Source organism: Dyadobacter alkalitolerans DSM 23607 (assembly GCF_000428845.1).
Lineage (GTDB): Bacteria > Bacteroidota > Bacteroidia > Cytophagales > Spirosomataceae > Dyadobacter > Dyadobacter alkalitolerans.
Window position 1 is genome coordinate 292,864 of the sequence record NZ_AUAS01000008.1, and the last position, 26,042, is coordinate 318,905.

Annotated in this window: 21 protein-coding genes; 19 read left to right on the forward strand and 2 right to left on the reverse strand. The window is 46.4% G+C overall.

Annotated elements, in window-relative coordinates; translation table 11 throughout:
* Positions 1-17: 17 nt before the first annotated feature.
* Positions 18-2,846: a helix-turn-helix and ligand-binding sensor domain-containing protein gene (locus tag G395_RS29705; RefSeq protein ID WP_229204208.1), complete on the reverse strand. Its 2,829-nt coding sequence runs from the start codon at positions 2,844-2,846 to the stop codon at positions 18-20.
* A 92-nt stretch (positions 2,847-2,938) separates the two neighbouring features.
* On the opposite strand from G395_RS29705, the gene G395_RS0117985 reads away from it, so the two are divergent.
* Positions 2,939-4,315 (forward strand): hypothetical protein, encoded by a 1,377-nt coding sequence (locus G395_RS0117985; protein WP_026631331.1) that lies wholly within the window; start codon positions 2,939-2,941, stop codon positions 4,313-4,315.
* A 130-nt stretch (positions 4,316-4,445) separates the two neighbouring features.
* Here the strand turns inward: G395_RS0117985 and mdh are convergent, their stop codons facing one another.
* Positions 4,446-5,372 (reverse strand): malate dehydrogenase, encoded by a 927-nt coding sequence (mdh, locus tag G395_RS0117990; protein ID WP_026631332.1) that lies wholly within the window; start codon positions 5,370-5,372, stop codon positions 4,446-4,448.
* A gap of 208 nt (positions 5,373-5,580) precedes the next feature.
* On the opposite strand from mdh, the gene G395_RS0117995 reads away from it, so the two are divergent.
* From G395_RS0117995 to G395_RS0118080, 18 genes are all read left to right on the forward strand, one after another.
* On the forward strand, positions 5,581-5,997 hold the full coding sequence (locus tag G395_RS0117995; RefSeq protein ID WP_026631333.1) for a YkvA family protein: 417 nt from the start codon (positions 5,581-5,583) through the stop codon (positions 5,995-5,997).
* A 69-nt stretch (positions 5,998-6,066) separates the two neighbouring features.
* Complete coding sequence (locus tag G395_RS0118000; protein WP_026631334.1) at positions 6,067-6,267, forward strand: Sec-independent protein translocase subunit TatA/TatB; 201 nt, start codon at positions 6,067-6,069, stop codon at positions 6,265-6,267.
* Between the two features lie 91 nt (positions 6,268-6,358).
* Entirely contained in the window at positions 6,359-7,816 is a 1,458-nt protein-coding gene (gatA, locus tag G395_RS0118005) for an Asp-tRNA(Asn)/Glu-tRNA(Gln) amidotransferase subunit GatA (protein ID WP_026631335.1), read from the forward strand.
* A gap of 298 nt (positions 7,817-8,114) precedes the next feature.
* Positions 8,115-9,686 carry a lytic transglycosylase domain-containing protein gene (locus tag G395_RS0118010; RefSeq protein ID WP_229204209.1) on the forward strand — a complete coding sequence of 524 codons (1,572 nt, stop codon included), beginning with the start codon at positions 8,115-8,117 and terminating at the stop codon, positions 9,684-9,686.
* A gap of 31 nt (positions 9,687-9,717) precedes the next feature.
* The gene (gene ruvA, locus G395_RS0118015; RefSeq protein ID WP_026631337.1) at positions 9,718-10,308 is read left to right on the forward strand and encodes a Holliday junction branch migration protein RuvA; all 591 of its coding nucleotides are present in this window, start codon (positions 9,718-9,720) and stop codon (positions 10,306-10,308) included.
* A 98-nt stretch (positions 10,309-10,406) separates the two neighbouring features.
* Entirely contained in the window at positions 10,407-17,570 is a 7,164-nt protein-coding gene (sov, locus tag G395_RS0118020) for a T9SS outer membrane translocon Sov/SprA (RefSeq protein WP_026631338.1), read from the forward strand.
* Positions 17,571-17,647: 77 nt separating this feature from the next.
* Positions 17,648-18,028 carry a glycine cleavage system protein GcvH gene (gcvH, locus tag G395_RS0118025; RefSeq protein ID WP_026631339.1) on the forward strand — a complete coding sequence of 127 codons (381 nt, stop codon included), beginning with the start codon at positions 17,648-17,650 and terminating at the stop codon, positions 18,026-18,028.
* Between the two features lie 54 nt (positions 18,029-18,082).
* Entirely contained in the window at positions 18,083-19,366 is a 1,284-nt protein-coding gene (locus tag G395_RS0118030) for a dihydroorotase (protein WP_026631340.1), read from the forward strand.
* Positions 19,363-19,923 (forward strand): DUF4199 domain-containing protein, encoded by a 561-nt coding sequence (locus G395_RS0118035; RefSeq protein WP_026631341.1) that lies wholly within the window; start codon positions 19,363-19,365, stop codon positions 19,921-19,923. Before G395_RS0118030 ends, G395_RS0118035 begins: the two co-directional genes overlap by 4 nt.
* A gap of 43 nt (positions 19,924-19,966) precedes the next feature.
* Positions 19,967-20,482, forward strand: a complete 516-nt coding sequence (locus G395_RS0118040) for a DUF4199 domain-containing protein (RefSeq protein ID WP_026631342.1) — start codon at positions 19,967-19,969, stop codon at positions 20,480-20,482.
* Between the two features lie 33 nt (positions 20,483-20,515).
* A complete protein-coding gene (gene gldF / locus G395_RS0118045; RefSeq protein WP_026631343.1) occupies positions 20,516-21,244 on the forward strand; it encodes a gliding motility-associated ABC transporter permease subunit GldF in 729 nt (242 codons plus the stop codon).
* A 252-nt stretch (positions 21,245-21,496) separates the two neighbouring features.
* Positions 21,497-22,042, forward strand: coding sequence for an RNA polymerase sigma factor (locus G395_RS0118050; RefSeq protein WP_026631344.1), 546 nt, complete (start codon positions 21,497-21,499; stop codon positions 22,040-22,042).
* Positions 22,039-22,920, forward strand: coding sequence for an anti-sigma factor (locus tag G395_RS0118055; RefSeq protein ID WP_026631345.1), 882 nt, complete (start codon positions 22,039-22,041; stop codon positions 22,918-22,920). The genes G395_RS0118050 and G395_RS0118055 overlap by 4 nt, the downstream gene beginning before the upstream one ends.
* Before the next feature lie 5 nt (positions 22,921-22,925).
* Positions 22,926-24,665, forward strand: coding sequence for an FAD-dependent oxidoreductase (locus G395_RS0118060; protein ID WP_026631346.1), 1,740 nt, complete (start codon positions 22,926-22,928; stop codon positions 24,663-24,665).
* Between the two features lie 87 nt (positions 24,666-24,752).
* Entirely contained in the window at positions 24,753-24,986 is a 234-nt protein-coding gene (locus G395_RS0118065; RefSeq protein ID WP_026631347.1) for a DUF4160 domain-containing protein, read from the forward strand.
* Positions 24,976-25,224 carry a DUF2442 domain-containing protein gene (locus G395_RS0118070; protein WP_026631348.1) on the forward strand — a complete coding sequence of 83 codons (249 nt, stop codon included), beginning with the start codon at positions 24,976-24,978 and terminating at the stop codon, positions 25,222-25,224. Before G395_RS0118065 ends, G395_RS0118070 begins: the two co-directional genes overlap by 11 nt.
* A gap of 92 nt (positions 25,225-25,316) precedes the next feature.
* Positions 25,317-25,388 (forward strand): hypothetical protein, encoded by a 72-nt coding sequence (locus tag G395_RS33105; RefSeq protein ID WP_374754387.1) that lies wholly within the window; start codon positions 25,317-25,319, stop codon positions 25,386-25,388.
* 366 nt (positions 25,389-25,754) lie between these two features.
* On the forward strand, positions 25,755-26,039 hold the full coding sequence (locus tag G395_RS0118080) for a transposase (protein WP_026629193.1): 285 nt from the start codon (positions 25,755-25,757) through the stop codon (positions 26,037-26,039).
* Positions 26,040-26,042 lie beyond the last annotated feature (3 nt).

Genomic DNA, 26,042 nt, shown 5'->3' on the forward strand with positions numbered 1-26,042 from the left:
GGATTAGTACAATGTGGCTAAATATCCATCATGAACTGAACGAGATTGCCATCCGTACCTAATCCCAGTTTTTTGCGTAGGCGGTAGCGCTTTATTTCTACACCCCGGATTGAAATTCCCAGAACGGGAGCCATCTCCTTGGTCGAAAGATTCATGCGAAGGCACGCCGCCAGGCGAAGCTCAGAAGGGGAGATTGTGGGAGCGATTTGACGGAGGCGCTTAAAGAATTGTTCATGGACTTCGTCGAAATTTTGTTCGAAAAGCATCCAGTCGTCCTTTCCGGCAACATTTCGCTCAATGCTATTCAATAGTTTCTGATAATGAATGTTCGGGAGTTGTTGGCCCATTTCGGCTTTAACTTGCTTTAATTCATCCCGGATTTCTTCCAGGATTTCATTTTTCCGCACAACATTAATGGCAATGTTACTGAGCTGCTGGCTTTTACCTTGAATGTCGCTCTGCAATTTCTCATTCTGGATCTGCATGATTTGCCTTTCGTTAGCAAGCTGTTGCTGGCGGAGTTTCTCTTCCTGCTCCCGCATAAGCCTGTTCCGATGCCGGCGCAAGCGTTCTTCCTGGTAAAGAATCAGCCCTACAATTACGAGCCCTATTAATGCTATGAAAACGATCTTAGCGATCAGTGTCTCGCGCCAGTAAGGCTGAACACTGAACTGATATGCTGTAATACGATCATTCAGGTTGCTTTTGACTTCGAATGTGTATCTCGTGGATTCGAGATTTGTGAATTCCACAAAATTCTGGTCTGTCCATTCTGACCATTGATCCGAAAGTCCTCGAAGCCGATATTTATATTGTGTGCTCTGCCCGTACACCGGCAACGCAAAGTTGATCCGTAACGACCGCACATTGGAAGGAAGCGCGGGCTTTCCCGAAATGCTGAATGATTGCGACAAATTCCTGAGGTTAGCAACCTTTCTGACGATGGGCGAAGCTGGCGGTTCAACGTTTTTTGCGCCGGAAGTTCTGTTATAAAGCGCATAGCCGTTATCCAGACAGAAAAAATAATAGTCCTTAGAGACTGGAATAATGGTTTCACTGTTGCGGATCAGCGCCAGCGGCAGGTTGTGGACCTGGTTATCCGAAGCATAGTAGGTGATCCGGTTAATAAACACTTTGAACCAATCACCATTCACGCCTGTGCGGATCTTGAATGCTTCGTCTTCACTATGCTGCGAGAAATCAGTGGAGACCTGCAATTTGTCGTTCGCATCGGGTTGCAGGAAAACGGATCCAGAACGGACATATAAGCGCTTTTTCCATTTCATGATCTCCACCGCGAATTCACCGGGTAAATCGGCAGGCGCCTTGAATTCTTTCCATTGATAAGCGGAATCCAGCGTGGGCGTGAGTTTAGCCATAAATAAACCTCGGTATGCATGGCCGAGCCAGAAAGCGCCTTTTTCGTCCCGGACAATCTGCCTGACCGGAATCGGGGAGATGCCTTTGACTGGATATGCATAGGCCCATTGCTGGCTACTGTTCTTTTTGTAAACATGCAATCCATTGTAAGAACCTTGCAACAACAGCGATTCCTGACCGGATTGAATTGGCAGCATCACCCAACCGCCTGTAATGTTGGAAAGCTTCGTAATGCCCTGTTCATTAATGCGGTAAGTAGCATCATTATGTCCGCAAAGGAGCTGATCATCAAAAACTTGCAGGTTCCATGTCTGGCCTTCCAGGCCGGGAACTGGCTGGAAAGGCTCGGTGGAAAGCCATTTTTTTACAAAAACACCCTTGTTGGAACCCACATATAATTTACCCCGCCAGATGGCCGCAGCATACGTTGAACCGAGCGGATTATCATTGGTCTGGTAGGAAATCACGGGCGAAGACATCTTGATCATATCAATTCCCTGATCCAGACCGATCCAGAGCTGATTGCGGCGGTCCTCTGTCAGTGCCAGAACGGTGTTATTTTGAAGGCCGGTCTCTTTGTTGAAATGATATTTCAGCTTGCCATTTTTCTCAATCACATAAACGCCCGATTGAATTGTGCCGAAAACCAGGCTGCTGTCCTGTCTGAGCATTACTGCCCTGTTGATAATGTTCGTTTTAAGTTCTTCCGAGAGCGGTATTTTCCAGGGACTAAGCAAGCCGTCTTTCCACAAAAACAAGCCGTGTTTGAATGTTGTGATCAGGATCTGGCCATTCGAGAATGGTAATATGGCTGAAACGATCACCGCCGAAAGTGGTTCCGTACCAGCCAGCTTTTCAAATTTCTTGCCTTTCAACTCATAAATTCCTTTGCCTATTGTTGGGAGGAAAAGCCGGTTTTGCACAAATCTCAAAAACATGAAATTCCCTGGCGTGCTTAATTCGGTTATGTTCTGACCATCGTATCGGTAAATCCGTGAAAAGGATTGGAAGTAAATGTGTGTAGGCGTTTTGGTAATGTGCCAGATCTCCTCTGTTTTCAGGCTGGCGAAGTTGGCGCGCTTGCTGAGGGAGTGATATCTGAGCTGCCCATCAAATTCTTTTTTCCAATAACCAAACTCCGAAAAACCGCCTACATAAATCCGCTGTTCTTTGGGATTGGTCCGGTTGAGAACCTTACCCATAAGCGTGTTCGGGATGGCTTCGTCGCAAAGCACGGTCCGCACTATCTGTCTGTCGGGCAGCGGGTAGAGCTTCCATGCAGCGCCGTCGTATTCCATGAGACCATCCGAATTGGCAGCATAAATGATCTGATCGGAAGTCTGGTCAATGGCCCAATTCTGGTTGTGCGCCTTGTAAATTGCTGACGAATAATTGATCAGTGGCGGGGTTTCCTGGGCCTTTGCGGCGAATATGATTGCAAAAAAAAGGAGTAAAGGCGTCCACAATGCAGCCTTATGATTTTTAGTTAAATATAAAAAAGGGTAGTGTGTCATCTTGTTAACCTGCTATTCGCTATTGGAAACTATAACGTCAATTAATGAAAAAAGTACTCTCTCTCATCTTGCTCAGCGCTTCCGTAACCATGGCGCAAGTAAAGCCATCCGACGACAATACAAGGAACGATATCCGCTACAATCTTAACGATTCCGGCTCACATTACGTCAAATTCACTTTTACCAACCAAACCTGGCTCCGGTTTGACCAAAGCAACCCCGGAACCACCGTTTTAGGCGATCCCAAATCCAACACATTCGACATTGGCCTCCGCCGGACACGTGTGCAGCTTTTCGGCCAGATTACCGACCGGATATTTTTCTACACGCAGTTTGGAATGAACAATTTTAATAAAGTGAGCGCATTCCCGGCCTATAACACGGCCGGAACGCCCAGTAACCGGAAAATCGGCGCTTTCTTCCACGACGCTTTGGGAGAATATGAAGTGCAGCGAAAGGGCACCAACTTCATCCGTTTCGGTGGCGGGCTGACCGTTGTGAATGGTCTTTCCCGTTTTTCCCAACCGAGCATAGGAACCATTATGACCATGGATGTCCCCGTTTTCGCGCAGGCAACTGTGGATCAAACGGATCAGTTTGCGAGGAAATTAAGTGTTTACAGCCGTGGACAGATCGGTAAATTAAATTACCGCGTAGACGTCGCGGATCCGTTTCCTATCGAAACCAATGGTGCCGTTCCACCAGCTCCGGGCTTGAATTCCGTTTTCGCACAGCGTAAGAATCACAAGCAATTCCAGGGTTTATTAATTTACAACATTTTTGATACAGAGGATAACACCACACCGGGATATATGACCGGAACATATCTCGGCAAGCGCAAAGTCCTGAACATTGAAGCAGGAATTATTTCTCAAAAGCATGCGACGTGGCGCCGGGAAAATGCGGATACAGTTTACAATAACATGACGCTGTGGTCTGTGGCTGCATTTATGGATATGCCTTTGAATAAAGATAAGGGAACGGCTGTTTCGGCATATCTGGGCTATTTTAATACGGATTATGGCAAAGGTTACCTGCGTTACAATGGGATTATGAACCCTGCAACAGGAACTACGCAGCCGATTGCCGGCGTAGGCGCGACGCAGGGCAATGCTTACCCGATGTTTGGAACGGGGAGCGTCTTGTATGCTCAGGCAGGATATAAATTTAGGGATGGATTACTGGGAAGTCAGGGCACATTGATGCCTTACGTTTCCCTGCAACATTCTGATTATGAACGTTTACAGGATGCTTTGAATGTATATAATGTGGGTGTAAACTGGCTGATCAAAGGCCACACCGGCAAAATCTCACTCAACTACGAAAACCGGCCGGTTTACCAAGCCAGCACGGTTGCCAATGAGCTCGCCGCGTACACGCGCAGAGGAACATTCGTGCTGCAATATCAGATTTCGATCTAATGTGTTTTAAATAAAAAAATGTCATCAATGCAGAAGAAAATGCATTGATGACATCCCAAAAATTACCCCATTACCCGTCATCTTAAGATGACGGAAATGTCAAAAAATCAATTTTTAATATTTTTTGGCATTATAAATTTAATGCTCCGTTCATGGATCTAACTGCTTCTGCTGATTTCTCAAAAGCAGCTTTTTCTGAATCGGTTAGTTCGAGCGGGATGATCTTTTCCCAGCCTTTTCTGCCTAAAACAACAGGCACACCCATACAGATATCGTTCTGGCCATATTCGCCTTCCAGATAAACGCTGCATGGAACAATACGTTTCTGATCGCGCACAATGCTTTCAACCAAAAGCAATGTTGCCGCACCCGGCGCGTACCACGCCGAAGTTCCGATCAGTTTGGTCAATGTTGCGCCGCCTACCATCGTGTCAGCTGCCACTTTTTCCAGTTCGTCAGTAGAAAGGAAATTGCTAACCGGAAGACCATTGTAAGTCGCTAATCTTGTCAGCGGGATCATTGTTGTATCACCGTGACCACCGATCACCATTCCGTGGATATCCAGCGGAGAAGCATTCATGGCTAATGCCAGATACGTTTTGAAACGTGCGCTATCCAGAGCACCGCCCATTCCGATCAGTTTTTCTTTTGCTATGCCCGATTCTTTCAGCGCCAGGTAAGTCATTGTATCCATAGGGTTGGAAACAACGATAATGATGGCATCAGGCGAATATTTTAGAATATTTTCAGTAACTCCTTTTACGATTCCTGCATTGATTCCGATCAGCTCTTCACGCGTCATACCAGGCTTACGGGGCAAGCCGGAAGTGATCACAACGACATCAGAACCCTTGGTTTTTTCATAGTCGTTGGTTGATCCAACGGGTTTGGTATTGAAGCCCAGCAAAGCTGCTGTCTGGTACATATCCAGCGATTTTCCTTCGCTTACGCCTTCTTTTATATCCAGTAGAACGACCTCCTCAGCCAACTCACGACGAATAATATTATCGGCAGTAGTTGCACCAACGGCGCCTGCTCCCACAACAGTAATCTTCATAAAGAAATATGGTTAATTGTATAGAAATTAATGCTTTTTAAATTTTCTCCTAAAAGTAGGACACATAATTTGTTTAAACCAAGCGGAATGTAATTTTTTGCCGGAAAAGTCCGGAGCTCGATCCGAAATGCAATTTTTTACGTATCTTAATAGTTATATCGGCATTATTAACCACTTTTTCTTGCTGTATACGATGAGCAACGAGTCAATGATATCTAGAATATTAAAGTCAATTTTTTTCAAGAAGGCAACCGGAAAGGCCGGCCGTTATGTGCACAATTCAGCGCGGCTGTTTGAACTTGCGAAGGATGTAATGGGCAAGATGAACCAGGTTGGGTTCAAAGGTGGCCTGGCCGAAGTGGCTGGCAGCGTTCAAGTCCTGATCCGGATGGTACGAGCTTACGCTTCCGGAGAATATAAGGGCTTGCCATGGAAAAGTCTAATTTCGGTGGTTGCGGTGCTGATCTATTTTGTATCACCCATTGACCTGATTCCTGACTTCCTGCCTGTAATTGGCATCGCAGACGACGTCGCACTGATCGCTTGGCTGATCAAGACACTGGGCAGTGATATTGCAAAATTCAGCCAGTGGGAAAAGAGTGAAAAAACGATTAACATAGGATAAAACAGAACCGTTTAGTAGTTTCTGTAGAAAAGAATTTTTATTTTTGTAAACATTAAAAAAGAAACAGACATGGAATCAGTAACCGTTTTGGCATTTATGGGATTAGGTGGACAAGAGATCTTTTTGGTTGCCTTGTTCGTTTTACTATTCTTCGGTGCGAAGAAAATTCCTGAGTTGATGCGCGGTTTGGGGCAGGGTATCAATGAATTCAAGAACGCTACTAAAGACGTTAAGGAAAATATTGAAAAAAGCATGGAAGACCCCAAATAACGCTTCCATCTTATTGAAGTTATAACACAGAGCCTCTAAGGTATACTTATTGGCTCTGATTCTTTATTTACAACCCCACAAAGAAATTACATTGAAAGAGTATCTGACGCTGGCTGAGATTCAGGAAGATTTGCGTGGAGGCAATTTGACGTGCGTCGAGTTAGTGAGTCATTATTTGCAAAATATAGAGGCTAATCAACACCTGAATGCATTTGTTGAAGTTTATGCCGACGAAGCCAGGGAAGCAGCCATTGCCGTTGATGAAAAATTGGCCAACGGAACTGCCGGGAGGCTAGCCGGAATGGTGATCGGACTCAAAGATGTGCTTTCGCATAAAGGACACGGTTTACAAGCCGCCAGTCAAATTCTCAATACATACATTGCTCCTTATACTGCAACGGCGGTTCAGCGGCTGCTGGATGAAGATGCTATTGTGATCGGGCGGCAAAACTGTGATGAATTCGCAATGGGTTCGTCCAACGAAAATTCATCATTCGGGCCGGTTTTAAATGCTGCGGATAACACCAAAGTTCCGGGCGGTTCTTCCGGCGGTTCGGCGGTGGCGGTGCAAGCTGGCCTTTGCCACGCGTCTCTCGGAAGTGATACGGGCGGTTCTGTAAGGCAACCTGCAGCTTTTTGCGGCGTTGTAGGCGTAAAGCCGTCATACGGCCGGATTTCCAGATATGGTCTTATCGCCTATGCATCGTCTTTCGACTGTATTGGCCCCATTACCAAAAGTGTTGAAGACGCGGCGTTGCTGATCGAGATCATGGCTGGCTCAGACAATTTTGACAGCACGGTATCTACCAAAGAAGTGCCTGCATATTCCAAAAATCTGGAATGGTCCGGCAAAGCCAGGATCGGTTATATCCGGGAGAGTGTTGAGAGCGAGGCGATTTCCTTGGAAATCCGCCAGCAAACACTGGAAGTGCTGAACCGTCTGCGCGCCGAGGGGCACGAAATAACGCCAGTCGAAATTCCATTGCTCGATTCGCTGCTGCCTACTTATTATATATTGACTACGGCCGAAGCCAGTTCCAATTTATCCCGCTTCGACGGTGTCCGTTATGGTCACAGAAGTGCGGAAGCGACCGATCTGGAAAGCTTGTATAAAAAGACACGGACGGAAGCTTTTGGTGAAGAGGTAAGGAGAAGGATACTATTGGGTACTTTTGTTCTGAGCGCAAATTATTATGACGCATACTATACCAAAGCGCAACGCGTTAGAAGATTGGTGCAGGAGGAAACGAACCGGTTCTTCGATCAGTTTGATTTTCTGATTACACCGGTAACGCCAACCACGGCTTTTACGATTGGTGAAAAAACCGAAGATCCGTTACAAATGTATCTCGCTGATATTTTTACAGTGCAGGCAAATGTGGTTGGAAATCCGGCTGTTGCTATCCCTAACGGACTGGATGAAAACGGGATGCCTATTGGAATTCAGCTAATGGCTCCTTATTTTGGTGAGTTGAAAATGCTGGCTTTTGCCAATTATTTAACCGGTTTGAATAAAAAATCGGCATTGATGTCGGATACAAATCATTGAGAGTCAAGTAAATGCTTTCGCATTTTTTTTCTTCTCTTGCTTGTTAAGCAGTGTTTGTATCTGTCTCCAAGTTAAGTAGTAAATAATCGTGCCGGGATAACAGGCGATTTGAGATTTGTTATTCCGAAGCGAAATTTTGTGAGTGAAGTGTAAAATGTATTAGAGATTATTCTAGTTCATCAGGCAGATTTTCAGGACGTTGAAAATCTTAACAAGGAAATTTTATTTGTAACAGTTGATTTACAAATAGTAGCCATTGAAAACCGGGAATTGATTAACCTTCAAAAAACATTTATTGATGAGGATTTCGAAAAAAGTATTGTGGCTCGGAGCCATGTGTGTTGGATTTGGAAGTGCGCCGGCTATGGCAATAATTCCACAAGAGAAGTTAGCATTCGAGCAGGATACACTGGAGAAAATAGTTGCAGCAGAAGAAATGGCGATCCCCGCCTTGCCCGCTGTTGAAGAATTTGGGAACACACCGGCTATTCCGGAAGAACTGTTGAAAGAACGGTTCGCCAAACTGGAAAAATCCATTCCACTTACTTACCACAAAACTTCCCATGAGTTTGTAGAGTATTTCATTTATAGAAAGGCAGAATTCACTCAGACAATGATGGAGAAGATGCCGCTCTACTTTCCCATTTTTGAAAAAACACTAGCCAAGCACGGTTTGCCGACAGAGCTTAAATATCTGTCAATGATCGAGTCGGGGCTTAACCCAACCGTGATCTCTCATGCAAGAGCAGGCGGTCTGTGGCAGTTCATGCCGGCGACCGGCCGTGAATTTGGTCTTTATCAGGACAAATACATCGACGAACGCTTCGAGCCTGTGAAAGCAACCGAGGCTGCTTGTCGTTATCTGAAACAACTTTACAATATTTTTGGCGACTGGGAGCTTGCATTGGCTTCTTACAATACAGGCCCAGGCAATGTGAAACGCGCGATGCGCCGCTCTCGCGGGACCACGTTCTGGACTATCTACAATGTTCTTCCCCGCGAAACCCGCTCATATGTTCCGCAATACGTTGCGATGAATTATATGATGAACTACGGCAACGACCATGGTATTTACCCGGCACAAACAGAGTTCCAGATCCCTAACGACACCATTCATATCAATGGCTATATTGATTTGCTGGCATTCTGCAAGAACAGCAACATCAATTTTGATGACATTAAGAAATTAAACCCGCAAATCACCAAAACGTCCCTGCCGGATCAGACAAGGGATTTTGTGCTGAAAGTGCCTAGCATGCAGTATACTTACCTGGTGAGCAACAGAAATTCAATTATGGATTCCTGCACCCGCAGATTGCTTCTGCAACCGAATGTAATGGTTGCAAAGCTGGATAGCACTGCATTGGACTCTATGGGTAAAAATCCTGCTTTTCCTTATGCCACAATGGTTAGCCAGCAATCAACTTCGGAGTACGACGAAGATCTGGAGGAAGAGCATGACGAAATAGTTTTACAAAAGACACGTACAAAAAGAGCTACACACACCGTTAGAAGAGGAGAGAGTTTAAACTCGATCTCAAAAAAATACAGAGTGTCGGTTTCTGAGCTTAAAAAATGGAATCACTTACGCCGCACCAACATCGCCAGGGGTCAGCGTCTGGTGATTCTAAAAGAAGTGAAAGAGCCCGTTCGCGCTTCGAGAGTTGCAGCAAATTCGACTCCTGCGGTTAAAAAGGAAATTGTAAGAAATGACAGGCATACTAAAAAGCGTTACCATACAGTTCAGAAAGGGGATACGCTCTGGATTATTTCACAACGTTACGGACTGGAAATAGGACAATTGAAAAAGAAAAACAGAATCAGAGGAAATGCGATTAAACCAGGCCAAAAACTGATCGTTTCCAGCTAGTGAACAAGAGTCAATTACACATACTATTTATATGATTGCCTACGTTAACGGAACTGTAGTCTACAAAGATCCGGCTTATGCCATTATTGATGTAAACGGACTAGGCTATGAAGTTCGGATTTCATTACAAACCTATACTTCACTGCCTGAACTGGGCGAGCGTTGCAAACTTGTAACGTACCTGAATATACGGGAAGACGCCCACATACTATACGGGTTTTGGGGAAGTGATGAGAAAAAGCTTTTCCTAGACCTGATAGGCATTTCGGGTGTTGGGCCATCAACGGCCCTGGTTATGTTATCGTCGCTTTCTTCATCGGAAATACGACAAGGAATAATAGATGAAGACCTGCGATTGATCCAGTCGATTAAAGGCATCGGGTCCAAAACTGCTCAGCGCGTAATACTTGAATTAAGGGATAAAATTCGCAAGGAAGATCTGGTGTCTACCGGTCCGAGGACCATAGACAATCCTTCCGGCACTGTGAAAAGTGAGGCGCTTGCTGCACTGGTTACATTGGGAATTCCCAAAGCCACCGCAGAAAAAAGCCTTGACGCCATCATCAAGCGTGAAGGTCAGGCGGTCACCGTTGAGAATCTTATTAAGTTGGCACTTCGATAACCGAACTGTAATGATATTTGGTAAAAAAATTTACGATAGTAAAGTCGTTTTGATGGATTTGATTGTAGCTGCAACCTTCTCTAAATAAGTATAATACCTTGTCATCAACGATTTACTCCTTTCTTTTTAAGGCATTAACCATATCAACAGGCGCTGTTCTGTTAGCGAATCTATCCGTTGATATGGACGAACCTTATTCCGGGCAGGCGCAGGACTGGGCAATTATTGCCGATACTGTAAGAGAAGATACTTCCAAAAAGAAAATTGATAGGTCTGGTAGTCAGCTTATTATGCGTTGGAAAGATTTCTATTCCAACCGCATTGCTGAACCAAGGCCACGCTCCCCATTTTATCTCCGTGATCCGGCCAATGTCTCCATTCAACTGGACAGCGCTGGTAAAGTAGCCGTTTCCGAAAGCATCCAAACCCCGACTGGTAACTTCAATTACCGGGCACCGGAACGGATGGATCTTTCCACTTATGACAAAATTCAGGAGGACCGCGCATTCAAAAGTCTGCTGCGCGAATATGCGGGACGGCAGGATGGGAAAAGTGCCATGGGGTCGCGGGGGCTTTTGCCTAAACTGGACATTCCGCCTGGCCTTTCCAAGTTGCTGGGAGATGATTTTATCAACTTTAAGCCCACCGGTTTCGTGTCGCTGGATTTGGGCTTAATGCACCAGTTCCTGGATAACCCGGCCATCCCGATCCGGCAACGGAGGAATACGCAATTCATCTTTAATGAACAGATCAGCATTAATTTTGATGCAAGGTTGGGTGATCAGCTTGGTTTCCAGACGAACTTTGATACAAAGGCCAACTTCAATTTTGAGAATGCGATTAAGCTGAATTATAAGAACCCGGAAGAAAGTTTTATCCGGAAAATTGAAGCGGGTAACATCAACTGGGCCATTAACAGCCAGCTGATCCCCGGTGTTCAGAACCTTTTTGGTTTGAAAACGGACCTTCAATTCGGCCGGTTAAGCGCAACCGTTGTAGCTTCGCAGCAGAAATCCAGTAAAGAAAGAATTGTTTTAAGAGGAGGGGCGCAAAGCAGGGATTTTGAGTTGCGTGCCGATACTTACGATGAAAACCGAAATTTCTTCCTATCCCAATATTTCAGGAATATTTACGAGAGCTCGTTGAAGAACACGCCGACCATTACATCGGGCGTGACGGTTACGCGTATGGAGGTGTATGTTACAAACCGCACCACCACAACGGAATCGCTCAGAAACGTTGTCGGTTTCGCGGATTTAGGCGAACCTGCTCCTTATAAGTCGGCGAATCCAAGTTTACAGCCGATCCGTTCTACTTCGCCTGCTGATAATGCTGCTAATGGGCTTTATAAATCATTGACAGCTAATGAGTCGTTCCGGCAGGTTGATAATACAAATAGTGCGATTACAAGCCTGGGACTGGAAAAAGCGGTCGATTATGAGTTGCTGAGAGGAGCCAAAAGGCTGATCGCTGATCGTGACTATACATTTCACCCACAGCTTGGTTACATTTCCTTGACCAATGCCCTTAGAAACGACGAAGTGCTGGCCGTTTCTTACGAATACACATTGAATGGAAGAGCATTTAAAGTGGGTGAGCTGACCGAGGATTATCAGGCACGCCGGGATAATGAGGTGATTGCATTAAAACTGCTGAAATCATCCACGATCAGGAACAACACAAAGCTTCCTATGTGGAACCTGATGATGAAAAATATTTATGCCCTGGGAACCAGCCAGATGGATAAGCAGGGTTTCCAGTTACGGATCATTTATAAGGATGATCAAACCGGAATTGATAACCCAAACTTGCAGGAAAGCAGCATTGCCAACATTCCATTGATCCGCTTAATGGGCCTCGACAGGCTGAACCCGGTTAATGATCTGCAACCCGACGGAAACTTCGATTTTGTGGACGGGATTACGGTGGATAGTAAATCAGGCCGCATTATCTTCCCGGTTTTGGAGCCGTTTGGAAGCAATCTGTCCAAGAAATTCGGTGCCGGTGAAGAGCAGTTCAGGAACAAATATGTTTTCGGTGAGCTGTATTCCACGACTATGATCGATGCGCAGCAGGTTTCTGAGCGTAATAAATTCTTCATTAAAGGTTCGTATCAATCCAGCGGTGGCGCAGAAGTCCAGCTTCCGTTCGGTGTTCTGGAAACTTCGGTTACCGTCACTTCCGGCGGCGTGCCTCTTTCACCTGGCTCAGATTACATTGTTGAAGCACAAATCGGCCGGGTCCGTATCCTTAATGGCAGCGTAATGAACTCGGGCAGGGAAATCGTTATTGAATACGAACGGCCCGACATGTTCCAGAACCAGATCCGGTCCTTGCTGGGAACGCGCCTGGATTACGTCGTAAGCCGCGATATGAGCATTGGCGCCACAATTATGAAATACAGGGAACGTCCTGCTGGTTTCTTAACGAGGGTGTCCATCGGAAATGAACCGGTTAACAATACAATGCTCGGTTTTGATATTAATTTCAGAAAAGACGTGCCTTTCCTGACCAAATGGCTGGATGCATTGCCGTTGATCCAGACCAAAGAAATGTCGAGCATTCAGTTCAAGGGTGAATTTGCAAAAATTCTTCCCGGTGTTTCGAAAGATGTCAATAACCGTTCGCTGGTGGACGATTTTGAAGCGACCAGAACCATTTACGACCTTTCAAGGCAACCACAAAAATGGCGGCTGGCAGGTGTTCCGCCAAAGTTCAGGCAGGGAACGGATGGTAAGACATTGGATTATGCTTACAGGCGCGCGAAAATCTCTGCTTATACGGTGGACAATATATTTGGCGGTGCGCAAGGGCTGGGCGGTGGATATGATCCGCCGGGCAACTTGGACGACCAGGATCGAACCTACTATTACGAAAGACTTTATTTGCCAAATGAAATTTTCCCGCGTCGTGCGATTGCCGGACTGGTATCTTATCCGCAAAATGTCCTCGACATTGCTTATTATCCAAGCGAGCGCGGCATGTACAACTACAATGTTGACCTGTTGCCTAATGGTCGTTTGAAAAACCCAAGACAAAACTTCGGCGCGATCAGCAGAGCGATCACTTCGGATAACGACTTTGATAATGCGAACATTGAAAGCATCGAATTCTGGATGCTGGACCCATTTATTAACAATGAACTGGGGAAAGTTCGGGATGGGAGCGGAGATGAAAAACCCAACACAACGGGTGGGAAACTGGTTTTCAACTTAGGTGATATTTCAGAAGATGTTATTCCTGACGAGCGTTACAATTTTGAGAACGGGCTTCCTATTGTGCCCAAACAAGTTGGCGTGAATGTTGATTCTACGGCCTGGGGTTACGTAACGAAGTCGCAATATCTGATTAATGCATTCAGCAACGAATCCGGTGCGCGTGAGCGGCAGGATGTGGGTTTGGATGGGTTGAATAATGAAGAGGAGCGTCGTTTTTTCAAAGGATTCATCGATCGTTTGCCCGCTAACCTGACCACCCAAGCACGCGAGCAGATTTTGGGCGACCCTTCCGGGGACGATTTCCAGTTTTTCCTGGGAGCAAGCCTGGATAGTGCCAATTTAAAAGTTCTGCAGCGTTACAAGAATTACATTGGCATGGAGAACAACTCTCCCGAAAGCCTTGGCAGAAACGCCGATGTGACGCCCGCTTCAACCAATGTGCCCGACGGAGAGGATATGAACGTCGACAACACGATCAATGACAACGAGTCTTATTACGAATACGAAATTGACCTGAAACCGAACCAGCTGGCGGTTGGTAATGGATACATTGTTGATAAAACGGTTAACACGGCCGATCAGCAAACCTGGTATCTCTTCCGGGTTCCTATTAAGGAGTTTTCGGGGGTGATAGGCAACATGAACGGCTTTAAGTCCATCCGTTTTATGCGTATGTATCTGACTGATTTCCAACAGCCTGTTGTATTGCGTTTTGCGCAGTTGCAAATGGTTGGTCAGCAATACAGAAAATACACGGCCAACCTGGACGCGCCTGGCTTACAGGAAGTTCCTGAGCCTTATGATGCAAAGTTCACGGTCGGAACGGTTAGCATTGAAGAAAATGGTCAAGAGCAGGAAAACAGCACAAATAAATACGTTTACGAAATTCCACCAACATGGACACGCGATCGTGATAACACACAGCGTCCTCCGCTTTTGCTGAATGAGCAGTCGATGAGCTTGTGTGTAACAGACCTACGCGATGGTGATTCCAGAGCGGTTTTCAAAAATGTGAACCTGGATTTATTGTTCCGCAAAAGACTGCGTATGTATGTCCACATGCAGAATGAGCAGAGCGAAGATCGCATGGTGGGTGCATTCATGCGGATTGGAACAGACCTTACTCAAAATTACTACGAAATAGACCTTTCCAGTCTAAAAGCAACATTGCCGGGTCAGGCACTTGATCATGAAGTTTGGCCGGAAGAGAATGAACTGAACATTGCCCTGGCCGATCTGATCGAAGCCAAAGCACAACGCAACCGCCAGCTGGACAAAAACCTGAGCGTGCCTTACACGATCACTACAGCAGACGGCAGATACAAATTGACTGTGGTCGGTAACCCGGATCTAAGTTCGGTGCGCGTCATGATGATCGGGATGCGCAATCCGAAATCCCAGGACGAACGCCCGAAAAGCTTCTGTATTTGGGTGGATGAAATGCACGTGGAGGGCTTTGACGACACAGGCGGCGTTGCGGCCATTGCGCAATTGAATGCGAAACTGGCGGATTTTGCAACATTAACTGCTTCCGGAAGGCTGGAAACGTTCGGTTTTGGAAGCGTGCAGCAGCGCATTGGAGAGCGTTCCCGTAATTTCACCACAGAATATGGCGTGTCTACGAACGTGGCATTAGATAAACTGCTGCCCGCAAGCTGGGGTTTCAGCATTCCGCTGTTCCTGAGCTATGACCGGCGCAATGTAAAGCCGCATTTCAATCCGCTCGACCCGGATACGCCGCTCGAAACTTCGCTGGGAAATTTGCAATCGGATGAAGAACGGGATGGTTACCGGCGTATGGTGGAGGAAAATGCCATCAAACGGGGGATTAATTTTTCTAATGTCAGGAAGATCAAGACCAAGCCCGGAGCACGGAATCACTTCTATGATTTTGAGAACTTCTCGTTTACCTATGCATTCAGTGATGACAAGCGGCGGAACATTCTTACCCAGGAATATGCGCAACGCAATTACCGTGGTGGCATTTCTTACGTGTACAGCAGTCAGCCGAAGCCTATGGAGCCATTCAAAAACTGGAAAGCGACCAGCCGCTGGGCTGATATCATCAAAGATGTAAACCTGACATTGCTGCCTAACATGGTCTCTATCCGTACAGATGTTGACCGCCGGTTCCTGAAAACACAGCTTCGGAATGCGGATCTGACGACGGACGGCATTCAGCCTTTGTATGAAAAATATTTCTGGTTCAACCGCTATTATGACCTGAGCTGGAACCTGACCCCGAATATGACATTGAGCTACAACTCAACGGCCAACTCCATCATCGACGAGCCGATGGGCGACATCAACTCTGCTGAGAAAAAAGACTCGCTCTGGACCAATTTCAAGAAACTGGGTAGGATGAAGAATTTTGACCAGAAGATTGACCTTACTTATCGCTTGCCATTGGATAAAATTCCGCTTCTGGACTGGATGACAGCCGATTACAAACACTCGGTTGCCTATCAATACCAAGCCAATGCATTTGGATTAAAAGACACATTAGGCTTACCATTCGGGGACATTATCCGTAACAGCAAAGACCGAGGAGTTACCGGTAAGGTGGATTTTGTGCTGCTTTATAACAAACTGCGCTATTTGAAATTTGCCAACACACCTTCGGCGGGACGCAAAAATTTTGCAAGAAGTCCCGGTGACATTGAGGAAATCGATATGCGTACGACGGACATTCTGAAAAGCGTGACGCGTGCTTTAATGACCGTTCGGGGGATTAATGTGAGTTATTCGATTCAGGAAACAACGGCGCTTCCGGGGTACTTGCGTGCACCGAGCTATTTTGGAATAGATAACACCAATGCACCCGGGCTGCCATTTGTCCTTGGACAGCAAGACCGGAATTTCCAGATTAAGGCGGCTGAAAAAGGCTGGATCACGAAAAGTGAGCAGCAGAATATGCCTTTCCAGCAAACTATTGCAAAGAACTTCTCCGCCAACACCACATTGGAACCATTCAAGGATTTCAGGCTGATCGTTGAAGCGCGGCTCACGCGGCAGGATGCGTACCAGGAGTTTTACCGGCCCGATGCATCAGGTAACTTTGTGTCGCAAAGCCCGCTGCGGAATGGACAGTTCAGTATGTCTTTCTTGTCATTCAGAACGGCTTTTGCTAAAATGAAACGCGATAATTCTTCTCCTGTTTTTGATAAATTCAGAGCTTACCGTGCTATTTTGAGGGATCGTCTGAATGCAGAAAACCAGAGTGGCGGAGAGTATAATGAAACTTCACAGGACGTTTTGATTTCGTCATTCTTTGCAGCTTATACAGGCAAGGATCCGCAGACCGTGCGGACAAACCCGTTCCTGAAATTCCCGATGCCCAACTGGGATCTAAGTTACAATGGCCTTTCGCAGCTTGCGGGCTTTAAGCGACTTTTCAGCTCGTTCACTTTGCGGCATAAATACATGTCGCAGTACAGCGTTGGAAACTTTACATCTTCGCTGGATTATGAGGCACTTTATGTGAACCTGTCGGTAACGGGTTATCCTCTTTCACAAAGATTGAATGAGCTCGGACAATACATTCCGGTGTTTTCGATGAGCACGATCACATTGTCGGAGAAGTTCCAGCCACTTGTCGGGGTTGAATTCAGGACGCAGAGCAGGGTTACCGCCCGGATCGAATACAACCGGGACCGCACCATTGCATTAAACCTGTCCAATTCGCAGATGGCGGAACTGTTCAACCAGGATGTGACGGTGAACATTGGTTTTACCAAAAACAATGTGGCCATCCCGTTCAAGATCAATGGCGTCAAGAAGAAACTGAAGAATGATATGACGATGCAGCTGGGCCTTACTTTCCGCGATACGAGGTCCATACAGCGGAAGTTTGACGGTGAGAACATCCCCATTGCCGGTAACATCAACTTCCAGCTCCGCCCGACCGTTAATTACATGGTTAACAATCGTTTGAGCGTGCAGTTTTATTTCGACAGGACATTTAACGATCCATTGGTTTCCAATTCCTTTTACCGGGCAAGCACGTCCGGCGGTGTGCAGTTGAAATTCAATTTGGCTGAATAACTTTTTGATTTGGAAAATACGACCGACATCCTGTAATTTGCGTTACTAAAGATGTTTACAACTTACCTGATTAAACCATGAATTTCCCGTCAGAACTTAAGTATACAGAGGATCACGAATGGATTCGCATCGATGGCGATACAGCGACCATTGGCATTACGGACCATGCGCAGAATGAATTGGGTGACATTGTGTACGTCGATATCAACACGGTGGGAGATGCAGTGGGAAAAGGCGAGGTTTTTGGGTCAGTTGAAGCGGTTAAGACGGTTTCTGACTTATTTATCCCCGTTGCGGGAACAGTGCTGGAAGTGAATGAAGAATTGGATGGCGAGCCTGAGCTTGTTAATACGGATCCTTATGGTCGTGGCTGGATGGTGAAAATTAGTCTGACCAATCCCGACGATCAGGAAGGTTTAATGTCCGCCGAAGAATACGAAAAGTTTATAGGTGCCTGATATTAAGGTTGAAGCTCCGTTTTGGAGCTTTTTTTTTGTTTTGAATACTCAAATATGAAATTATTAATCCGTTCAGTTCAGATCATTGATAAAAAATCTCCGTTCAACGGCCAGATTAAGGACATTCTGATTGAAGGCAAAAACATTAAATCGATAGGAGACCACCTGGACGCAGATGGTGCGGAGGTGGTTGAAGGCAATGGCTTGGGCGTGTCCGCAGGCTGGGTGGATATGCGCGTAGCTTCGCGTGATCCCGGGTTTGAGCATAAAGAGGATCTTGTATCCGTACGCGCTGCGGCTTCGCATGGCGGTTTTACGGAAATCGTATTGCTGCCTAATACGGAGCCTGTCGTTCACAGCAAGGATACATTGAATTACATTCGCCAATCGGGCTCGGGCGGGCTGGTGAAGCTGCACGTTGCGGCATCCGTAACACGAAAAGCCGAAGGCGTTGACTTTACCGAAATGATCGATCTGCACGAAGCGGGCGCCATAGCGTTTACCGACGGCGAGCATCCGGTGCAGAATGCAGACCTGTTTCTGAAAACTATATTATATCTGCAACCGCTCAATGCGCTGCTGATGAACCGGCCCGAAGACAGGCAACTGACGCTTTACGGGCAGATGCATGAAGGCCTGACCAGCACATTGATCGGCATGAAAGGCATTCCTTCCCTGGCCGAAGAAATGATGCTTAACCGGGACCTGAAATTGCTCGAATATGCGCTTGAAAAAAGCATGTACAAATCTGATTCGCCAGCATTACACATTTCATTAATCTCTACAAAAAGAGCAGTAGAACTGATCCGGGAAGCGAAAAGGAATGGTTTGCCGGTTTCCTGCGATATCGCCGCGCACCAGGTCGCTTTTACGGATGGTGATCTGATTAATTTTGATACAAACCTGAAAGTGAACCCGCCATTCCGCTCCGCAGCAGACGCGGAGGCTATTAAGGATGCGCTTGCTGACGGGACCATTGACGCCATTGTTTCGGATCATAACCCACATGATGAGGAGAGTAAGAATCTTGAATTTGACCATGCGGATTTCGGTATGACCGGCCTGGAAACTGCCTTTTCGCTTGCATTAATGTACAGCGGATTAGGTGTCGAAGACATCGTTGAAAAATTCACTTCGGGACCGCGCCGGGTTTTGAGATTACAGGATCCATTACTGGAAGAAGGCGCGCTGGCGAACCTTACTTTCTTTGAAAAGGACACAAACTGGACATTTAATAAAAGCTTTTCGAAGTCAAAAAACACACCATTTCTGGGACAAGAGCTGCGTGGAAAAGTGAGAGGCGTTGTCAATAACGGAAAACAGGAATGGTATCTATGAAATCAATAATCGAATATTTTAACAAACCCCTTTTAAAAGTCTCCCTGATCTTTGGGCTGATCACCGGGGTGCTCGTTTTCCTTTTCTTTCTGGGACTTTACTTCATGGACATTGTGCCATTGGGAAACAACAAGATCCTTGATTTTGGTATACACATTATCCTGATAGCCGGTGCTTGCTGGTATTATCGGAAATATGTCGGCAAAGGGTTCCTGCATTTGTGGGAAGCATTGACGATCGGTTATGTAGTGAATACGCTGGGCGCGCTGATAGCCGGCTGGCTGATCTACTTTTTCGTGACTTATGCAGATCCATCTGTTTTTACCAATTATCTGGCCGAAATGAAGACATTAATGCTCGAAGGCAAAGCGGAGTTGGTCAAGAACATTGGGGAAGCTGAATTTACCAAAATGTACAATGGCGTGGGGAGCATGGAGCGTTCGGAGATCATTATGGATGAGGTGAGCAAGAAAACCGTGATGGCGATCATCCCGATCCTGGTTATTTCGCTTATTTTCAGAAAGCAGGATTACGGTGTGTTTCATAATAAAGCTTAAATTTGATCACCAAGTATTTGCCTTACCTAAACAATTTTAGAAAATGGAAGAACAAGCGTCAACCGCTCGTGTGGCTCTGAAATACGGCGTGCTGGCGTCCGTGGTGATCATGATCTACTCGACAATCATTAACATTGCCGGGTTGTCCCAGAACAAGATCTTATCTTCTTTATCGTTCGTGTTCATGGTGGTAGCCATTGTGCTGGCAATGAAGAATTTTCGGGAAAAAAACCGTGGTTACATGACGTATGGCCAGGGGTTAGGCCTGGGGACGTTGGTCGCAGCCGTGATGGGCTTGTTGAGTTCGGCTTTTTCGATGTTTTACATGCAATTTATCGATAACACACTGCTTACGCAGGGAATGGACCAGGTGCGTGAGGATATGGAACGAAGAGGACTTGACGATTCGCAGATTGACCAGGCTATGGAACTTTCCCAGAAAGTAATGTCGCCCGGGGTGGTTTTTGCGATAGGTGTGTTTGGTTATATTTTAATGGGACTGATCATTTCATTGGTCGTGGCAGCCATCATCCGCCGCGAAAAGCCGGTTTTTGAATAACCCTGCAGCAGTTTCGGTTTAAATTTTTTCAATGTGTTTGCAATTTTTCAAAAGGAAATAGGGAGCTTTTTCAATTCCCTGATCGCCTACATTGTGATGGCCGCTTTCCTGACCGCGGTTGGTCTCATTGTCTGGGTTTTTCCTGATTCCAATATTCTTGATTACGGTTATGCCGATCTGGGCTCATTTTTCCAGCTGGCTCCGTATGTGCTGCTTTTTCTGATTCCCGCTATTACGATGCGCTCGATTTCAGAAGAAGCCAGGAACGGGACATTGGAACTGCTGCTAACCAAGCCATTGCGCAACATTGAGCTTGTACTGGGCAAGTTTTTTGCAAACTGGGTCCTCGTGGCCATCACCCTTTTGCCTACACTCATTTACTATTACAGCGTTTACAAGCTGGGCAACCCCGAGGGCAATGTGGATTCTGCTGCCGTTTTCGGTTCCTATATCGGCCTTCTGCTGTTTTGCGGCGTGCTGGTTTCCATGGGAATCTGGACGTCCTCGCTGACCGATAACCAGATCGTCGCATTCATTGCCTGCGTCTTTATCGCATTCGTCTGGTATGTAGGTTTTACTGCATTGGCACAACTTGCAGGAGTAGGAATTGCCTCGGAGTTACTTAATTGGGGAGCACTGGATCAGCAGTATCTCGCGTTAGGAAAAGGCCTTGTCGATTCCCGAAACATTATTTATCTCCTCAGCCTCATGGCTTTGTTCCTGTTTCTTGCCTATATAAGGATCGAAAAGATAAGGAAATAGACGATTTTATAGCGGTTTCGGCAAGAGTTAGTCCTTCATTGATCTTTTCCGGTGTGTTGTTCGTATATCAAGAAAAAACACACTATCATGAATGTAACTTATGCCCCTATCGGGATACCCTCATTACCGCAGCTAACCACAGTTTTTGATGGCTGGAGCCAGGACACAATAATTTATAATAGCCGTGACCGGTTCTTCCGAAAATTCGTTAGATTGCCAGTTAGTAACATACAATTAAATGTTAAGCAACTCTTGGCGACTAGTAAGTTAAAATACTCGGAAGAGGAATTGGTGTTGGCTCTGAAAAGAAATGAGCGAACAGCTTTTGAATTCCTGTACGACCATTACTCAGGCGCTTTGTTTAATATCATTTCAAAAACGTTGAGGGATGAGGAGCGCGCCGCAGATGTATTGCAAGAGTCTTTTCTAAAAATCTGGAAGAATATAGCTTCTTATAATCCGGAAAAAGGAAGGCTGTTCACATGGATCATGAACATTGCACGGAATGGTGCGATAGACGCGGCAAGGGTTGAGGGAAGAAAACCAGCGATGGATGATATCGACAACAAGGCAGTCCAGAATGAAAGGGACGTATATGAAGATTCGCTGACATCAAGTTCGGAGATGAAAGCCATTGTGAATATGCTGAGGCCCGAAAGGAAGATCCTCATTGACATGGCCTATTTTCAGGGATACACGCATGAAGAGATATCAGAGGAGTTGAGCATCCCGTTGGGAACTGTGAAATCAAGGATCCGAACAGCATTACAAGAGTTAAAACAATACTTTGCAGTATGAATATCCAAGCCTACATAGAGTCCGGTATATTAGAGGAATATGTATTGGGCACTGTTTCTCCTCAGGAAAAACAGGAAGTGGAGTGCATGTCTCATATTTACCCTGAGATAAAAGAAGAGCTGCTGAGGACTGAAAGCGCATTGGAAGAATATGCACTGAAACATCAGACGCCTCCGCCCGCTTCTTTGAAAGAATCGCTTTTTGCCAAAATGAATTTTGATTCCGTACAGGAGATAGATGATACAAACACCGACGAGCAGACCGAAGAAACAAAGAACGAACTGACTGCGGTAACGAGCAACATGCGCCCGGTTACCCAGGAAGAACCCAGGGTGATCGATAATGCCTTTAACAGCGTTGAAACGAAAGTGGTTACGCCATTCTGGGCGCGGCTTGCTGTTGCAGCTTCTGTTTTGCTGGCCATTTTTGCAGGTTGGTCGGCAACCGAAATGTCCAAAGTGAAAAAGGACAATGAGGAAATGGCTTCCAAAATGGGGACGTTGGAGAAAGGTTTCAGCTATGCACAATCATTGGCAAGCCTCTACCGCAATCCGGAGTATAAAACGGTGCATCTGGCCGGACTGGAAAAATCGCCTCAGAGCTCGGTAGCAGCATTCTGGCACACAGCAACCAACCAGGTTTTGCTGGACGTGCAGAACTTGCCAAAGCCGCCCTCAGGAAAGCAATATCAGCTTTGGAGCATTGTGGATAATAAGCCGGTTGATATGGGCATGATTGACCAGGAATTCTCCGGAAGAGTGCTTAAAATGAAAAATACAAAACCTGGCGCAGTCGCTTTCGCCATTACATTGGAAAAAGAAGGCGGTAACCCAACCCCAACCATGGAGGAAATGTATGTGATGGGGAAAGTCGTTTAAATAGTATGAAGCGAAGGAACTTCCTCGGAAGCATCGCCCTGACAGGCAGCTTGCTAACGAACAAATCAGAAATACAAGACACGGATTCTTTGCAGTCGAAAGACACAGCAAAGAATCTTTTTTTTGAGGCCGATATGGTCGTGGCCGGAGGCGGGCTGGGCGGTTGTGCGGCAGCATTAGCCGCGTTGCGAAATGGCTTGTCCGTAATCCTGACCGAAGAAACCGACTGGCTCGGCGGCCAGCTTTCGCAGCAGGGCGTCCCGCCGGATGAGCATCAATGGATCGAAACGCACGGCGCCACGCAACTTTACCGGGATTTCAGGACTGCCGTCAGGCAATATTATATCAAACATTACCCGCTTACCGAAGAAGCCAAAAACCGCAAACATCTGAATCCCGGCGACGGCGCGGTTTCACGCCTTTGCCACGAGCCGCGTGTAGCCGTAGCCGTTCTGAACGATATGTTCATGCCCTACATCAGCTCCGGCAAATTGACGCTGTTAATGGAGCATAAGGCCGTTACTGCCGAGGTGAAAGGAAATAAAGTCCAGTCCCTGGAAGTGGTGAATGTCAAAACAAAAACGCGCTCCAAACTCTCAGCACCCTACTTCGTCGATGCAACCGAACTGGGCGACCTGCTGCCCATTACCGGAACCGAATTCGTAACCGGCACCGAATCCAAAGCCGAAACCAACGAGCTTCACGCACCCGAAAAAGGCAATCCCGACAATAACCAGGCATTCACAGTTTGTTACGCCATTGATTACCGGCCGGGAGAAAATCACGTGATCGAGAAACCTGTCGAGTATGCATTCTGGAAGGATTTTATTCCAAAAATGGCCAAACCCTGGTCAGGAAAGCTGCTGGATCTGTCTTATTCCAATCCCAAGACACTGGAACCGAAACAGCTCGGATTCCATCCGGCCGGCATTAAAACGGGCGATATGCTGAATCTATGGAATTACCGCAGGATCATCAGCAAAGACAATTTCAAACCCGGAGCCTACGCAGGTGACATTACCATCGTCAACTGGCCCCAAAACGACTATTTCCTGGGCAATCTCATTGGAGCCAGCGAAAAAGAATTCGATAAACACGTCAACCGGGCCAAACAGCTCAGCCTATCCCTGCTATACTGGCTCCAAACCGAAGCCCCACGCCCGGAAGGCGGCAAAGGCCGGCCCGAGATCCGCCTCCGCAAAGACATCATGGGAACCGAAGACGGCCTCGCTAAATATCCCTACGTCCGCGAATCCCGCCGCATCAAAGCCCTCTTCACCATCAAAGAAGAACACGTAGGAGCCGAAAACCGCGCCCTAGCCGCGGAACGTGGCGCAACCGGCGCCATCGCCAATGGCGCCCCCGGCCCCAAAGAAAAAGCCGCCCACTTCCCCGACAGCGTCGGAATAGGCTACTACCACATAGACCTGCACCCCAGCAACGAAGGTGACAACTACATTGATTTCGCCTCACTGCCATTCCAAATCCCGCTAGGCGCACTGCTGCCCATGCGCATGGAAAACCTGCTGCCGGCTAACAAGAACATTGGAACCACGCACATTACGAATGGCTGTTATCGTTTGCATCCGGTGGAGTGGAGCATTGGGGAGGCTGTGGGGTTGCTGGTGAAGTTTGCTGGGGAGAAAGGCGTTGCGCCGCGGGTTGTGCGGGAAAGGGAGGAGTTGTTGAGTGGGTTTCAGGGGTTTTTGCGCGGGGAGGGGGTTGAGTTGGAGTGGGAAGGGTGAGATGAATTAGGTAAAATATTTATAGATTGTTAAAATATTGGACCTACTGAAAATAAAGGGAAATAACGCAACAAGGAAAAAGACGCTATGCCTACATTATTCATAATCTTTGGTTTGAGATTCTATTTTTATTCCAATGAGCACTTACCGATTCATATTCATGTTAAGAATGCAGACGGAGAAGCAAAGTTTGAGGTAAATCCTGTTAAACTGGTCGATAACAGAGGTATAAAAAAGAAAGATATTAATTTAGCAGAATCCCTAATCGAAGAAAACAAGGAAATCATCATTGCTAAATGGAAAGAGTATCATGGAAATTAAAGTAAAAAAAGTTTGGTTCAAGGATGATAATATATTTATCCAAACAGTAAATGGCGAAGAGCGTAGCCATCCATTACAGTGGTTCCCTAGATTATTAAATGCATCTAACGATGAAAGGGAACGCTACGAATTATCTCCTTTCGGAATTCATTGGGAAAATCTTGATGAAGATCTAAGCTTTGAAGGTTTCTTTACGTTTTGTAAGCAGCAGGCGCCAAGCAATCCCACGACAGCGTAGGCTTAGCTAGTGCTTCGACCTGCATCCTAGCAGCTGCGGAGACAACTACATCGAGTCCGCCTTCGCCATTCCAGATCCCATTAGGCGCGCTCATCCCCATATGCATGGAAAACCTACTTGCCGCCAACAAAAACATCAGCACCAAGCACATTACAAATGGATGATACCGGCTGCACCCGGTGGAATGGAATATTAGGAGGCGGGAGGGTCACTGGTGAAGTTCGTTGGGGAGCAGGGCGTCGCGCCGCGGGTTTTGCGATAGCGGGGGAGTTTTTAGTTGGGTTTCAGGGGTTTTGAAGTGGGAGGGGGTTGAGTTGGAGCGGTGAGGGGGAATAATTATCATTCAGTTGCTCGCGGGTATTGTTGGATTGCTAGTGATGCTGACCAATGCATAATTTTAGAGGATTTAATCTAGTAGGGAATTTTCAAGAAATCGTAGGAACACCATTCAAGATATTCGAAATACACTATTAATATAATACTCCCGAATATCTGGACAGCTACTTAAATTTTTAACTTAGTAGTTGACTATGAAAAAGGAACGCAGAAAATTCAGCGCAAGCTTCAAAGCAAAAGTGGCTATTGAGGCCATCAAGGAGGTCAGCACCGTACAGGACTTGGCATCCAAGTATGAGATTCATCCGACTCAGATCACAGCTTGGAAACGCGAGTTTCTTGAGAATGCCGAGTTGGTATTCAGCAAAGAGCAGCCTGCTGCTAGCGAAGCAGAAAACTCCAAGGAAAAGGATCTATACTCAAAGATCGGGGAACTTCAAGTACAAGTCGATTTCCTAAAAAAAGTCTTGGGGAAATGACGA